Source organism: Azospirillum sp. TSO5 (assembly GCF_003116065.1).
Lineage (GTDB): Bacteria > Pseudomonadota > Alphaproteobacteria > Azospirillales > Azospirillaceae > Azospirillum.
In genome coordinates, this window is the sequence record NZ_LGQY01000085.1 from 1 (window position 1) to 14,162 (window position 14,162).

General features: G+C 66.3%; 13 protein-coding genes and 1 tRNA gene. 7 read left to right on the forward strand and 7 right to left on the reverse strand.

Features of this window, described 5'->3' with window-relative positions; translation table 11 throughout:
• Position 1: 1 nt before the first annotated feature.
• Positions 2–77 (reverse strand) — tRNA-Lys (locus TSO5_RS21305).
• A gap of 239 nt (positions 78–316) precedes the next feature.
• Between TSO5_RS21305 and TSO5_RS21310 the strand changes: the two genes are divergently transcribed.
• A complete protein-coding gene (locus TSO5_RS21310; RefSeq protein WP_109153442.1) occupies positions 317–1,846 on the forward strand; it encodes a class I SAM-dependent methyltransferase in 1,530 nt (509 codons plus the stop codon).
• A 17-nt stretch (positions 1,847–1,863) separates the two neighbouring features.
• On the opposite strand, the gene hisE is transcribed toward TSO5_RS21310, so the two are convergent.
• Both hisE and phoU read right to left on the reverse strand, forming a co-directional pair.
• The gene (gene hisE / locus TSO5_RS21315) at positions 1,864–2,190 is read right to left on the reverse strand and encodes a phosphoribosyl-ATP diphosphatase (protein WP_085089963.1); all 327 of its coding nucleotides are present in this window, start codon (positions 2,188–2,190) and stop codon (positions 1,864–1,866) included.
• Between the two features lie 137 nt (positions 2,191–2,327).
• The gene (phoU, locus tag TSO5_RS21320) at positions 2,328–3,035 is read right to left on the reverse strand and encodes a phosphate signaling complex protein PhoU (RefSeq protein ID WP_085089964.1); all 708 of its coding nucleotides are present in this window, start codon (positions 3,033–3,035) and stop codon (positions 2,328–2,330) included.
• A gap of 238 nt (positions 3,036–3,273) precedes the next feature.
• On the opposite strand from phoU, the gene TSO5_RS21325 reads away from it, so the two are divergent.
• From TSO5_RS21325 to mrdA, 5 genes are all read left to right on the forward strand, one after another.
• Complete coding sequence (locus TSO5_RS21325) at positions 3,274–3,813, forward strand: TIGR00645 family protein (protein ID WP_109153443.1); 540 nt, start codon at positions 3,274–3,276, stop codon at positions 3,811–3,813.
• 352 nt (positions 3,814–4,165) lie between these two features.
• Positions 4,166–5,206 carry a rod shape-determining protein gene (locus tag TSO5_RS21330; RefSeq protein ID WP_012974729.1) on the forward strand — a complete coding sequence of 347 codons (1,041 nt, stop codon included), beginning with the start codon at positions 4,166–4,168 and terminating at the stop codon, positions 5,204–5,206.
• 95 nt (positions 5,207–5,301) lie between these two features.
• Positions 5,302–6,171 carry a rod shape-determining protein MreC gene (mreC, locus tag TSO5_RS21335; protein ID WP_109153444.1) on the forward strand — a complete coding sequence of 290 codons (870 nt, stop codon included), beginning with the start codon at positions 5,302–5,304 and terminating at the stop codon, positions 6,169–6,171.
• A gap of 54 nt (positions 6,172–6,225) precedes the next feature.
• Entirely contained in the window at positions 6,226–6,738 is a 513-nt protein-coding gene (gene mreD, locus TSO5_RS21340; RefSeq protein WP_085089967.1) for a rod shape-determining protein MreD, read from the forward strand.
• 18 nt (positions 6,739–6,756) lie between these two features.
• Positions 6,757–8,646 (forward strand): penicillin-binding protein 2, encoded by a 1,890-nt coding sequence (mrdA, locus tag TSO5_RS21345; RefSeq protein WP_109153445.1) that lies wholly within the window; start codon positions 6,757–6,759, stop codon positions 8,644–8,646.
• A gap of 16 nt (positions 8,647–8,662) precedes the next feature.
• On the opposite strand, the gene TSO5_RS21350 is transcribed toward mrdA, so the two are convergent.
• Positions 8,663–9,583, reverse strand: coding sequence for an EamA family transporter (locus TSO5_RS21350; RefSeq protein WP_109153446.1), 921 nt, complete (start codon positions 9,581–9,583; stop codon positions 8,663–8,665).
• A 123-nt stretch (positions 9,584–9,706) separates the two neighbouring features.
• Between TSO5_RS21350 and TSO5_RS21355 the strand changes: the two genes are divergently transcribed.
• Entirely contained in the window at positions 9,707–10,438 is a 732-nt protein-coding gene (locus tag TSO5_RS21355; protein ID WP_109153447.1) for a helix-turn-helix transcriptional regulator, read from the forward strand.
• Positions 10,439–10,493: 55 nt separating this feature from the next.
• Here TSO5_RS21355 and ilvC read toward each other — a convergent pair whose 3' ends face one another.
• The 3 genes from ilvC to TSO5_RS21370 all read right to left on the reverse strand — a co-directional run bounded on the left by ilvC (position 10,494) and on the right by TSO5_RS21370 (position 14,002).
• On the reverse strand, positions 10,494–11,513 hold the full coding sequence (ilvC, locus tag TSO5_RS21360; protein ID WP_012974735.1) for a ketol-acid reductoisomerase: 1,020 nt from the start codon (positions 11,511–11,513) through the stop codon (positions 10,494–10,496).
• Positions 11,514–11,697: 184 nt separating this feature from the next.
• On the reverse strand, positions 11,698–12,204 hold the full coding sequence (gene ilvN, locus TSO5_RS21365; protein ID WP_109074020.1) for an acetolactate synthase small subunit: 507 nt from the start codon (positions 12,202–12,204) through the stop codon (positions 11,698–11,700).
• 34 nt (positions 12,205–12,238) lie between these two features.
• The gene (locus tag TSO5_RS21370) at positions 12,239–14,002 is read right to left on the reverse strand and encodes an acetolactate synthase 3 large subunit (protein WP_109153448.1); all 1,764 of its coding nucleotides are present in this window, start codon (positions 14,000–14,002) and stop codon (positions 12,239–12,241) included.
• Positions 14,003–14,162 lie beyond the last annotated feature (160 nt).

Below are 14,162 nucleotides of genomic sequence, written 5' to 3' on the forward strand. Positions count from 1 at the left end.
ATGGTGGGCGCACAAGGACTCGAACCTTGGACCCGCTGATTAAGAGTCAGCTGCTCTACCAACTGAGCTATGCGCCCATCTCTTGCTGCGGTGAACCTGGCTGAAATCCTTGCTGAAATCAGCCTACTGTTCATCGCGCCGGCCAAGCCGTTGTCCCGGCCGGTGTGGCGCGGTTTATAGCGAAGGGCCTTTGACCTGTCGATAGCAAAATCGCACCCCATGTGAATTTTTTGGCGCGTGCTTTTCGGTGGCCGGACTCCTGCCCCGGCGGCTACACCGGCGCAGTCGAAACGGGCATCGGAACGGGAGATCAGGGATGGGCGGCTGGACCGAAGGCTATGTCGGCGGCATCGACTATATCCGCGCCGTCTATCGCGACTGGTCGCCGGCCCTGCTCTGCTTCGCCCTGACGCTGCGCGGCTGGCGCCCGCCCGAGGCGCTGCGCCGCGGCAGCTTCACCATGGCGGAGCCCGGCTGCGGCCATGGACTGACCAGCGCGTTGCTGGCCGGCGCCTATCCGGCAGCGCGATTCGAGGCGATGGACTTCAACCCCTCCCACATCGCCGGCGTCCGCCGGCTGGCCGCCGACGCCGGGCTGACCAATGCGGAATTTCTGGAGGAAAGCTTCGCCGAGTACGCCCGCCGCGACGCCCCAATGCTGGACGTGGTCGCCCTGCACGGCGTCTGGTCCTGGGTGAGCGGGGAGAACCGCGCGATCCTGCTGGACACGCTGCGTCGCCGGCTGGCGCCGGGCGGTGTCGTCTTCGTCAGCTACAACGCCCTGCCCGGCACGCTCCCCCACATGCCGCTGCGCCGCCTGCTGGTGGAGCGCTGCGCCGAAGGGGACGGCCCCCTGCCCGACCGCATCGCCCGCGCGGTGGAGTTCGCCGCGCGGATGGCGGCGCAAGGCGGCGGCTGGTTCGCCAACACCGAGGGCGTGGTGGAGCGGATCGAGCAGCTTCGCCACAAATCGCCGAACTACATCGCCCACGAATATCTGAACGGGGACTGGACCGCCTTCTACCATGCCGACGTGGCGCGCGAGCTGGCCGGTGCGAAGCTGGAGTTCGCCGGCGCCGCCGTGCCGATGGAGCAGTTGCACGACCTCACCCTCTCCCCCGCCCAACAGGCGCTGGCAGATGAGGCGCGCGACCCCGCCCAGGCGGAGACCCTGCACGACGTGATGACCAACCGCAGTTTCCGCCGCGACCTGTTCGTGAAGGGCGGCGAACGGCTGGGACAGGCCGAACGCCGCGCGTTGCTGGGCGAGACCCGTGTCGCGCTTCTGGTGGCCGCCGACGACCTGCCGGAGGTCGCGTCCACGCCCGTCGGCCGCCTGCCCTTCCGGCGGGCGCTCTACCAGCCACTGGGCGAGGCGCTGGCCGAGGGGCCGCAGAGCCTGGACGCGCTGCTCGCCCGGCCGGCCCTGGCGGCGCAGGGGGAAGAGGCGGTGCTGCGCGCGCTGGTGCTGCTGACCAGCCTGTCACTGGCGGCGCCGGTCATGCCGGGCGAGGGGTTTGCCGAACGGAAGACTTCAAGCGACCGCTTCAATGCCGCTGTGCTGGAACGCCATCGCTTCGGCGACACGCCGGGGCAGCTCGCCTCGCCCCTTTTGGGCGCCGGCGTGCCGGTGTCGCGGATCGAGGCATTGTTCCTGCTGGCCGCACGGCAAGGTGATGAGCCGGCCGCCTTCGCCTGGAATCACCTGTCAGCCGACGGCATCGTGCTGGGGCGCGATGGCGAGCGTTGCGTTGGGGATGACGCCAACCGCGCGGAACTGGCGCGCCGGCATGCGGCCTTCCTGCAACGGCGCCTGCCGTTGCTGCAGGAGTTGGGGGTGGCTTGAGGGCCGGGGTGTCGGCGTCAGCGCTCCGCCGCCGTCTTCGGCAGCTTTTCGGCAATACCGTAGAGCGCCTCGCGGCGGCGGATTTCGGCAAAGACGTCATCCGGATGGATGTTCAGCGTCGCCCACAGGACCGACAGGTTGTACAGCAGGTCGGCACTTTCGTTGATGACGCCCTGGCGATCCTCGTTCATGGCGTCCAGCGCAACCTCGACCGCCTCCTCGCCCACCTTCTTGGCGATCTTCTTCGGGCCGGCGGCGATCAGCCGCGCGGTCTTGGAATGCGCCGGATCCATCTGCTGGCGGTCGAGGATGGCGGCATAAAGGCGGATCAGGTCGTCGGTCATCAGGTGGGATTTGTCTCGTGTGCGGGCGACGGAAGCATCGTTTCGATAACGTGATCGCTCCGCGACGGAATTACCATCCCCCATAGGCGCGGTGAGGCGCCGCACGATGGCCTTATGCCTTGCGGCGCAGCGCCGTTTCAGCTCACCGGATCATAGGAATGGTCGGCCTTCGGGCGCTCGTCCAGCAGGGCTTCGCCGGTGCTGACGAAATAGACGACCTCGGCGATGTTGGTGGCGTGGTCGCCGATCCGCTCCAGGTTCTTGGCGATCATCATCAGGTGCATGTGCGCCGTGAACTGGTCCGGCGCCGCCAATGCTGACCGTTCCACCTCGGCAACGAGGCTGGTGTAGAGGGCATCCACCTCGTCGTCGGTGCGCCAGATGCGCAGGGCCGCCTCGCCGTCATTGTCGACATAGGCATCGATCACGGCGCTGAGGCGCTCGCGCACCAGCCGGCCGAGCTGCGGCAGCCCCGCCATCGATCCGGCATCGGGCAGGCTGAAGATGGCGACGGCCCGCTTGGCGGTGTTGGCGGCGTGGTCGCCGATCCGTTCCAGATTGCCGGCGATCTTCAGCGCCGCGATCACCTCGCGCAGGTCGTCGGCAACCGGCTGCCGCAGGGCCAGCAGGCGCATGCAGTGGGCTTCGATGTCATGTTCGAAGGAGTCGAGTCGCGCATCCGATTCCACGATTTCCCGCGCAAGCTCGGGATTGCGCTGGGCAAGACAGGTCAGCGCCTGGTCGATCTGCGTCTCCGCAGCGCCGGCCATCTGGACGATGGCGGATTTCAGCCGCTTCAGCGCGTCCTCGAACGCGGACACGATGTGCGGAGCGGAGGTCTTCATGGTCGCCAAACCCTTCCCGGCGGTCTTCTGCAAAGCCCTCACCATAGCGCCCGGACGTTACGGTACGATGACAATCCGTATGACTCCAAGCCCTATGGCCCCAGGCTCTATGACCAAAGCCGGTTCCCGCTCCCCCTTGCCACTCCGGAAACTGCCTGATTGATTTTGCGGCGCAGCATTGCGACACATGTGTGGAGTCCGCGCTTTCTCCCTCACTCAACGACGTGCCGAACCCGCCATGATCGAACGCCGCTTTGAACAGATCATTTTTGCCAGCCGCTGGCTGCTCGCCCCCTTCTATCTCGGGCTGGTCATCTCGCTGGGCGCCTTGCTGGTGAAGTTCATGCAGGAGATCCTGCATATCGTCCCGCATGTGCTGGAAATGAGCGAGAAGGACGTGCTGCTGGCCGTGCTGACGCTGATCGACATGTCCTTCGCCGGCAACCTTCTGCTGATGGTGATCTTCGCCGGCTACGAGAACTTCGTCTCCAAGATCGATGTCGCCAATCACGAGGACCGGCCGGATTGGATGGGCAAGGTCGATTTCGGTGGACTGAAGCTGAAACTGATCGCCTCGATCGTCGCCATTTCGGGCATTCACCTGTTGAAGGCCTTCATGAACTTGGCGCAGACCTCCCGCGACGAGTTGATGTGGCTGGTCATCATCCACATGACCTTCGTGATTTCCGGCGTTCTGCTCGCCTGCATGGACAGGCTGGAGGGGCACCACGCCCCTGCCGCGAAGTCCGGCCCCAAATCTGCAACGGATCAACACTGAACCGGAAAGAAGGGCCGGCAAAAGGTCATTGCGGCGCATCATCGACAGGGATAGACACTCTACGGTCACGCCGGCTTGCCGGGCCGTCGGCGGATCGGAACGGGCTTGACCGTAGGGCTTCTGCCCGTTGACGGAATATTAACCCTAACCCGCCAATGTCCCGATCACCAGACACCGCGCCGCGGCGGTCACCGGTCCTCCGGAGGCTGTCTTCGCGGCAGGTATCAGGGCTGCCGGGCGCACTCTCCGCTTGAGCGTGCGGGCGCATTCGACTATGGAACCGTTGGCGGGCATGCTATGCCAGTCCGCCGGCTCGGCCGTCTCAACCGCTTTGATAGAGTTCGTCAGCTCCATGCTCTCCAAACTGCTCGGCGTTCTGTCCGCCGACATGGCGATCGATCTGGGGACGGCCAACACCCTGGTCTATGTCAAGGGCCGCGGCATCGTCCTGAACGAACCGTCCGTCGTCGCCATCGCCAATGTGCGCGGCAAAAAGCAGGTCCTCGCCGTCGGTGACGAGGCGAAGATGATGCTTGGCCGCACGCCCGGAAACATCCAGGCCATCCGGCCGCTTCGCGACGGCGTCATCGCCGATTTCGAAGTTGCGGAGGAAATGATCAAGCATTTCATCCGCAAGGTTCACAACCGCCGCAGCTTCGCCAGTCCGCAGGTCATCATCTGCGTGCCGTCGGGTTCGACCGCGGTGGAACGGCGGGCGATCCAGGAATCGGCGGAGGCCGCCGGCGCCCGCCGCGTCTTCCTGATCGAGGAACCGATGGCCGCCGCGATCGGCGCCGGGCTGCCGGTGACCGAACCGACGGGGTCGATGGTCGTCGACATCGGCGGCGGCACCACCGAGGTGGCCGTGCTGTCGCTGGGCGGCATCGTCTATTCGCGCTCGGTCCGCGTCGGCGGCGACAAGATGGACGAGGCCATCATCGGCTACATCCGCCGCAGCCACAATCTGCTGGTCGGCGAAGGCTCCGCCGAGCGGATCAAGAAGGAAATAGGCTCCGCCTGTCCGCCCGAGGACGGTGAAGGCCGCATCCTGGAGATCAAGGGCCGCGACCTGATGAATGGCGTGCCCAAGGAGCTGATCATCTCCGAACGCCAGATCGCCGAGTCGCTGGCCGAACCCGTTTCGGCCATCGTCGAGGCGGTGAAGGTCGCGCTGGAGCACACCGCTCCGGAACTGGCCGCCGACATCGTCGACAAGGGCATCGTCCTGACCGGCGGCGGCGCGCTTCTGGGCAACCTGGACTTCGTCCTGCGCCACGCCACCGGCCTGCCGGTGTCGATCGCCGACGATCCGCTCTCCTGCGTGGCGCTCGGCACCGGCCGCGCGCTGGAGGAGATGAAGACGCTGCGAAACGTCTTGGTCAGCGCCTACTGATTGGTGTATCCCTGGTTGGAAGGCCTCCGGTCCCGCATCCCTCTTCGGGTTGCTGAGGACCGGAGACGGACCGCGTATCTGGACGGGAATTTCCTGTGAAGCCACGCTCATCCGGCTCCGTCATCCGCCTTGCCGCCCCTTTGCGGGCTCTTGCGCAGCGCTTCTCCTTCCTTCTGCTGGTTCTGGCCTCCGTCGCGTTGATGATGGTGGGCAAGATCGAGTCCGTTTCGGTGGACAGCGCCCGCGCACGCGTGACCGATGCCTTCGCCCCCATCCTGGACGCCATCTCCCGCCCCGCCGCGACGGCGGCGCGCGCGGTCGAGTCCGCGGTGGAGCTTGAGAACGCCTTCGACGAAAACCAGCGGCTGAAGGCCGAGAACGCCCGGCTGCTGCAATGGAGGCAGGCGGCGTTGCGGCTGGAGGCGGAGAACAACAGCCTGCGCAGCCTGCTGCGCGTCCGCCCGGAGCCGGCCGTCAACTACATCGCCGCCCGCGTCATCGCCACGCCCGGCAGTTCCTTCGTCCGCACGCTGGTGGTCACCGCCGGCCGGCGCGACGGGGTGCGCAAGGGACAGGCGGCGCTGGCCGGGGCCGGTCTGGTCGGCCGGGTGATCGAGGTCGGCGAATGGTCGTCCCGCGTCCTGCTGCTGACCGACATCAACGCCCGCATTCCGGTGATCCTGTCGAACACGCGCCAGCGCTCGATCCTGGCCGGCGACAATTCCGACCAGGCCAAGCTTCTGTACCTGCCGCCCGACTCGCCGATCCAGGTGGGAGAGCGGGTGGTGACCTCGGGCGACGGCGGTCTGTTCCCGCCCGGCTTGCCGGTCGGCGTGGTGACCGCGGTCAGCGAACGCGGCATTCGCGTCCTGCCCAGCGCCGATCTGTCGCGCGTCGAATATCTGCGTCTGGTGGATTTCGGCCTGCCGAGCACCGATCTGGACCCGTCGCCGGACTCGAAGTGAGCTGGATGTGCAAGTGAGCCGGACGGACAGTCCGCCGACCGGGGGATTGCCGATATGACGGCGACTTTCTGGCAGAAGGTGGACAAGACCGGGCGCAATCTGGCGCCCTTCGCCGTCACGGTGATGATGGTGCTGGTCGGCATGATTCCGGTGCCGGTGCCCGGCTACGCCCCGGTGGCGCCGAACCTGACGCTGGTTTCGGTCTATTACTGGACGATCCACAGGCCTGACCTGATGCGTCCGGGGGTGGCCTTTCTGATCGGGTTGCTGCAGGATTTCCTGGTCGGCGGACCGCTCGGCGTGAATGCGCTGCTGCTGGTCGTCGCCCAATGGGCGGTGCTGAACCAGCGCCGGGTATTCCTGGCCAGCACCTTCGCCCTGCTGTGGTTCGGCTTCACGCTGGTGATGGCGGGTGCCGTGCTGCTGCAATGGCTGGCCTTCTCGGTGCTGGACGCCGCCGCGCTGTCGATCCTGCCGGCGCTGTTCCAGGGCCTGCTGACGGTGGCTGTGTTTCCTGCGGTGGGTTGGCTGCTGATCCGCGTCCACCGCGCGTTCCTGAACGGGTAAAGGGCCCCGACGGATCTCATGAGTTCAATCGATCGCGACACCGACCGCTCCCGCCTGCTGGCGCGCCGCGCCCTGGTGCTGGGCGGCATCAAGCTGGCCGGCCTGTCCGCGCTGGTCGGTCGCCTGTATTACCTGCAGGTCGTCGAGTCGGCCCGCTACACCATGCTGGCGGAAGAGAACCGCATCAGCCTGCGGCTGATCGCTCCGTCACGTGGCAACATCGTCGACCGCTTCGGCGTGCCGCTGGCGGTCAACGAGCAGAACTATCGCGTCGTCGTGGTGTCGGAACGCACCCACAACATCCAGGAGACGCTCGACAAGATCTCCCGCATCGTGCCGCTGACCGACGGCGACCGCCGCCGCGTGCTGCGCGAGTTGCATCGCAAACGCCGATTCGTGCCCGTCACCGTGCGCGAGAACCTGACCTGGGAGCAGGTGGCGACGCTGGAGACCAACACTCCCGATCTGCCTGGCGTGTCGATCGAGGTGGGCGAGCTGCGGCATTACCCGCAGGCGGACGCGACCGCCCATATCCTGGGCTATGTCGGCGCCGTATCGGAAGCGGAGCTGAGCGGCAACAGCGATCCGGTGCTGTCCCTGCCCGGTTTCCGCATCGGCAAGGCCGGCATCGAGAAGTTTCACGAGAAGGTGCTGCGCGGCACCGCCGGCACCAGCCAGCTGGAAGTCAATGCGGTCGGCCGCGTCATCCGCGAACTCTCCCGCGACGAGGGGCAGTCGGGCCGGGAAATCCAGCTGACCATCGACATGGCCTTGCAGCGCTTCGTGCAGGAAAGGCTGTCGCAGGAGGTCAGCGCCTCGGCGGTGGTGATGGATGTGCACACCGGCGGCATCTACGCCCTGTGCTCGCACCCCAGCTACGATCCCAACCAGTTCACCATGGGTATCAGCGCCGAGCTGTGGGAGGAGTTGCTGTCCAACCCGGCGACTCCGCTGAACAACAAGGCGGTGGTCGGCCAATACCCGCCGGGCTCCACCTTCAAGATGATGGCGGCTCTGGCGGCGCTGGAATCGGGGGTGGTCAGCAACCGCCATACGGTGTTCTGCCCCGGCTACCTCGAACTGGGCGACCACCGGTTCCACTGCTGGAAGCGCGGCGGACACGGCACCGTCGATTTCGTCGGCGCGCTGCGCCATTCCTGCGACGTGTTCTTCTACGATGTGTCGCGCCGGATCGGCATCGACCGCATCGCCGAGATGTCCAACCGCTTCGGTCTGGGCCACCGCACCGACATCGACCTGCCGCACGAGCGCGCCGGGCTGATCCCCTCCATCGCCTGGAAAAAGGCGACGCTGGGCAAGGGCTGGGACATGGGCGAGACGCTGGTCGCCTCGATCGGCCAGGGCTATGTGCTGACGACGCCGCTGCAGCTGGCGGTGATGGTCTGCCGGCTGGCCAATGGCGGCTATGCGGTCAAGCCGCACCTGACCAAGCAGATCAAGACCGTCAGCGGCGAACAGACCGCTTGGCCCGGCATCGGCGTGAAGAAGGAGAATCTCGACATCGTGCTGCGCGGCATGACCGAGGTGGTGAACGCCCCCAACGGAACCGCCTACCGGTCGCGCATCACCGAGGTCGGGTACGAGATGGCCGGCAAGACCGGGTCCGCCCAGGTCCGCCGCATCACCATGGCCGAGCGCAACAGCGGCGTGAAGAAGAACGAAGACCTGCCCTGGCGCGAGCGCGACCACGCCCTGTTCGTCGCCTTTGCGCCGATCCAGGCGCCGCGCTATGCCTGCGCCGTCTTCGTCGAGCATGGCGGCGGCGGGTCGACCGCAGCGGCGCCGATCGCCCGCGACATCCTGCTGGAAACCCAGAAGCGCGACCCCGGCCGCGCCGCCGTCGCCGAAACCCCGCCGCCGAGCGGAATACCGGAGCCGCGGGGCTGACATCGCTCCGCCGGGCTCACCCTCGCCGACGGGCAGGGATGCTCATCGCTGCCACGCCAATCACCACCGCGGCACAGCCGGCCAGCATGGTCGGCTCCAGCGCCTCGCCCAACAGAAGTGCGCCAATCCCGACCCCGATGGGCACCCGCAGATAGGCTTGCGCAGTGGTCGGCACCGATCCCAGGGTTTGAACCAAACGGAAATAGAGAACGAAGGCCAGAGCGGTCGAGAAGACCGACAGGGCGGCGAGCGCGAGCAGCGAGTCCCAGGACGGCGTCAGGGTCCAAGGCCGGTCGACCACCAGACTGACCGGCAACAGGACAGCCGCTCCGCACAGCAGCGCTCCCGCGGCCGGCATGACCGGGTCCTGTCCCTTGAACACGCGGCCGAAGATGGCGGCTCCGGCATAGCAAAGTGTGGCAAGGACGATCGCGCCTTGCGCCAGAAGGTCGCGGCCGATGCCATCCACCGCCCCCACCCCGATGATGAGAACCGTCCCACCGAGACCGGAAAGCACGCCGACCGCCTTCCGGGTGCTCAAAGGCTCGTGCCGGGTGAACAGAAGGGTGATGAGAAACGCGAAGATCGGCGTGGTCGCGTTGAGGATGACGGCAGTTCCGGCATCGACCGTCTGTTCGGCCCAAGCGATCAGGGTGAAGGGAAGGACGCTGTTCAGACAGGCCTGAACCAGGAAACGGCGCCACAGCGCCGGATCGCGTGGCAGCGAAAGGCGGCGCCAGCGGATGACCACCAGCAGGATCGCTCCCGCGATCAGTGTCCTGCCGGCAATGAAGGTCAAAGGCGGGATCGTTTCCACACCGATGCGGATGAAGCTGTAGGACGCGCCCCACAGGGTGGCGAGAGCCAGCAGCAAGGCAAGTTCGACACGCAGGTTCGGCTGCCAAGCCGGGGTATCGGAGGCGGGAAGGAAGGTCATGATGGCTCCGTGGTCTGCAAGCCGGCCCACCATGCCAGCCCGGCACGTGGAAGACCGTCGCGAACGCTTCGGCCGTGGACGAAACGTCGGCGGCTGACGGGTCTGGCGAAGCGACCTAAACTGATGGACATGACCAGCCCGCCCTTCCCCACCGCCTCCGCCAACGGCATCGCCACCATCGCCGCGCTGATCGGCGATCCGGCGCGTGCGAACATCCTCTCCGCTCTGATGGGCGGGCAGGCGCTGACCGCCGGGGAACTGTCCTGGCATGCCGGCGTTGGAGCGCCGACCACCAGTGGCCACCTCGCGAAATTGAGCGAGGCTGGATTGCTGGCAGTGGAGCGCCAGGGCCGGCACCGCTATTACCGGTTGGCCTCCCCCGACATCGCCCAAGCGATGGAAAGCCTGATGGCGCTGGCAGCCGCCGGACCGCACCGCCACCGGCCGCCCGGCCCGAAGGACGAGGCGCTGCGGACCGCCCGCACCTGCTACGATCACCTTGCGGGACGGCTCGGCACAAAATTGGCCGACACGCTGCACGAGCGCGGGTTCGTGATCCTCGACGATGGCAGTGCCCTGGTGACCGACAATGGCCGTGATTTCCTGGGCGGACTCGGTCTCGCAATTCCCGAAGTGGGCGGGCACCGCCGGCCGCTTTGCCGGGTCTGCCTGGACTGGAGCGAGCGCCGTCATCATCTGGCCGGGCGGCTGGGCGCGGCGCTTCTGAACTGTTCGCTCGAACGCGGCTGGATCGTCCGCATCCCCGACAGCCGCGCGGTGGCGATCACCGACGCTGGGACTCACGCTTTCACGACTTTTTTCGGCATCGCACCCGAGCACCTGACCGCCAAATGAAAAGCGCGCCCCCGAAGGGACGCGCTTTTCATCAAACCGACAGGCTTTCGCCGGATCAGTTCTTCGACTTGTCGACCAGACGACGCTCGGCGATCCACGGCATCATGGCGCGCAGCTTCTCGCCGACCTTCTCGATCTCGTGCTCGGCGTTGCGGCGGCGGATCGCCTTGAAGGACGGCTGGCCGGCCTTGCATTCCAGCATCCAGTCGCGGACGAAGCGGCCTTCCTGGATGTCGGTCAGGACGCGCTTCATCTCGGCCTTGGTCTCGGGCGTGATGATGCGCGGGCCGGTGCGGTAGTCGCCGTATTCGGCCGTGTTGGAGATCGAGTAGCGCATGTTGGCCATGCCGCCCTCGTACATCAGGTCGACGATCAGCTTCACTTCGTGCAGGCACTCGAAGTAGGCCATTTCGGGGGCATAGCCCGCTTCGACCAGCGTCTCGTAGCCGGCGCGGATCAGCTCGGTCAGGCCGCCGCAGAGCACGGCCTGCTCGCCGAACAGATCGGTCTCGCACTCTTCCTTGAAGGTCGTCTCGATGATGCCGGCGCGGCCGCCGCCATTGGCCGAGGCGTAGGACAGGGCGATGTCCAGCGCGTTGCCCGAGGCGTTCTGGTGCACGGCGACCAGCGACGGAACGCCGCCGCCACGCTGATATTCGCTGCGCACGGTGTGGCCGGGACCCTTCGGCGCGATCATGAACACGTCGAGGTCGGCGCGCGGCTCGATCAGGTTGAAGTGGACGTTCAGGCCGTGCGCGAAGGCCAGGGCGGCGCCCTGCTTCATGTTCGGGGCCAGATCGTCCTTGTACAGGTCGGCCTGCAGCTCGTCCGGGGTCAGAACCATCACGACGTCGGCCCAGGCAGCGGCTTCGGCCGGGGTCATCACGGTGAAGCCGGCGGTCTCGGCCTTCTTGATGGTGGCCGAACCCGGGCGGAGCGCGATCCGCACGTCCTTCACGCCGCTGTCGCGCAGGTTGTGGGCGTGGGCATGGCCCTGGCTGCCGTAGCCGACGATGACGACCTTCTTGCCCTTGATCAGGTTGACGTCGGCATCACGATCGTAATAGACGCGCATTGAGATGGTTCCTTGAATTCGCAACGAACGAAGACAGAGTGCGTTTCCTGCGGCGGATTACTCCATTGAGCAAAGCCGTCCGTCAAGGGAAACAATCGCTCGATGGAGCGGCAACGCGCAAAGCTTCCTTGCGTTTTTGCCGCCCCAATCTTTCGGAGAATGCTATTCCGCGGGTAACGGCGCCTCAGAACGCCGCCGGTCCCTTCGACATGGCGACCACGCCGGTGCGGCTGGCTTCCACGAGGCCGAGCTGGCTCATCAGGCCGACGAAGTCGTCGACCTGCTCGGTGGTGCCGGTCAGCTCGAAGATGAAGCTGGTCAGGGTGGCGTCGACCACCTTGGCCTGGAAGATGTCGGCGAGGCGAAGCGCCTCGATCCGGCGGTCGCCGGTACCGGCCACCTTGACCAGCGCCAGTTCGCGTTCCACCGACGGCCCCTCGTCGGTCAGGTCGTGGACGCGGTGGACCGGAACCAGCCGGCCGAGCTGCGCCTTGATCTGCTCGATGATCATCCGGGTGCCGGAGGTGACCAGCGTGATGCGCGACAGGTGCTCGGCGTTGTTCACCTCCGCCACCGTCAGGCTTTCGATGTTGTAGCCGCGGCCGGAGAACAGCCCGATGACGCGGGCAAGGACGCCCGGCTCATTGTCCACCAGCACGGCGATGGTGTGCTTTTCGATCGCGTTTTCCATGAGACCCATTCCCCCGTTCGTTGTCGTCAGCCGATCAGACCAGCACCATGCCGTCTTCCGGCGTGGCATCGGACGGGCTGTCGTCCGGACCGAACAGGATCTCGTTGTGGGCCTTGCCGCCCGGGATCATCGGGAAGCAGTTTTCCTTCGGATCGACGGCGATGTCGATGATGCAGGGGCGGTCGGTGACCGTCAGCATCTTCTCGATCACCTGATCGACCTCGGCCACCGTGGTAGCGCGCAGGCCGACGCAGCCCCAGGATTCCGCCAGCTTCACGAAGTCCGGCAGGGCTTCCGAGTAGCTCTGGGAATAGCGCGAGCCGTGCAGCAGTTCCTGCCACTGGCGCACCATGCCCATATACTGGTTGTTCAGGATGAAGATCTTGACCGGCGCGCGATACTGCACGGCGGTGCCGATCTCCTGCATGTTCATCAGGAAGCTGGCTTCGCCCGACACGTCGACGACGATGGCGTCGGGGTGGGCCAGCTGGGCGCCGATGGCGGCCGGCAGGCCGTAGCCCATGGTGCCGAGACCGCCCGAGGTCATCCAGCGGTTCGGCTGGTCGAAGGGCAGGAACTGGGCGGCCCACATCTGGTGCTGGCCGACTTCCGTCGTAATGTAGTGGTCCTTGCCGCGCAGGGCTTCGCGCAGGCGCTCCAGCGCGTACTGCGGCTTGATGACCGATTCGGTGCGGTTGTAGTTCAGGCAGTTGCGGGCGCGCCAGCCCTCGATCTTGCCCCACCACTCCTTCAGCGCGGCCTTGTCCGGCGACTTGGCGCGCGCCTTCCAGATGCGCAGCATGTCTTCCAGCACCGCGCCGCAGTCACCGACGATCGGAATGTCGACCGCGACGTTCTTGTTGATCGAGCTGGGGTCGATGTCGACGTGGATCTTCTTCGAACCCGGCGAGAAGGCCGACAGCTTGCCGGTCACGCGGTCGTCGAAGCGGGCGCCGATGTTGATCATGACGTCGCATTCGTACATGGCGAGGTTCGCCTCGTACGTGCCGTGCATGCCGAGCATACCCAGCCACTGGTTGTCGGACGCCGGGAAGGCGCCCAAGCCCATCAGGGTGGAGGTGATCGGGAAACCGGTGGTCTTGACGAACTGGGTCAGCAGCTTGGCCGCGAAGGGGCCGGCGTTGATCACGCCGCCGCCGGTGTAGAAGACCGGGCGCTTGGCGTTGGCGATCAGTTCCACCGCCTCTTCGATGCGGGCGATCTCCGGCTTCACCTGCGGACGGTAGGTCTTGTGCTTGACCTCCGCCGGCGGGACATAGGTGCCGTCGGCGAACTGCACGTCCTTCGGGATGTCGACCAGCACCGGGCCGGGACGGCCGCTGCGCGCGACATAGAAGGCCTCGTGCAGGGTGCGGGCCAGATTGTCGACGTCCTTCACCAGGTAATTGTGCTTGGTGCAGGGACGGGTGATGCCGGTGGTGTCGGCTTCCTGGAAGGCGTCGTTGCCGATCAGGTGGGTCGGCACCTGGCCCGACAGGCAGACCAGCGGAATGCTGTCGCACAGGGCGTCCAGCAGGCCGGTCACCGCGTTGGTGGCGCCGGGGCCGGAGGTCACCAGCACGCAGCCGACCTTGCCGGTCGAGCGCGCATAGCCCTCCGCCGCGTGAACCGCGGCCTGCTCGTGGCGTACAAGGACATGTTTCAGGTCGTTCTGCTGGAACAGCGCGTCGTAGATGGGAAGTACGGCGCCGCCGGGATAGCCGAAGATGATGTCAACGCCCTGATCCTTCAGGGCTTTGATGACGATCTGGGCGCCGGTCAGCTTCTGTTCGGACATCGCTCACGACCTTCTCATGTGGGCGCCTCCTCTAGGGCACCCGGTTCCTTGGGAACACCAACCCCGCCTGGAGGGGATGCCGTTCATAACAACGGCTTAGCTCCGATGGCGTGTGCTGGGATGGGCAAATTAGTCAAATCATCCGTCATAGGTCAACCCT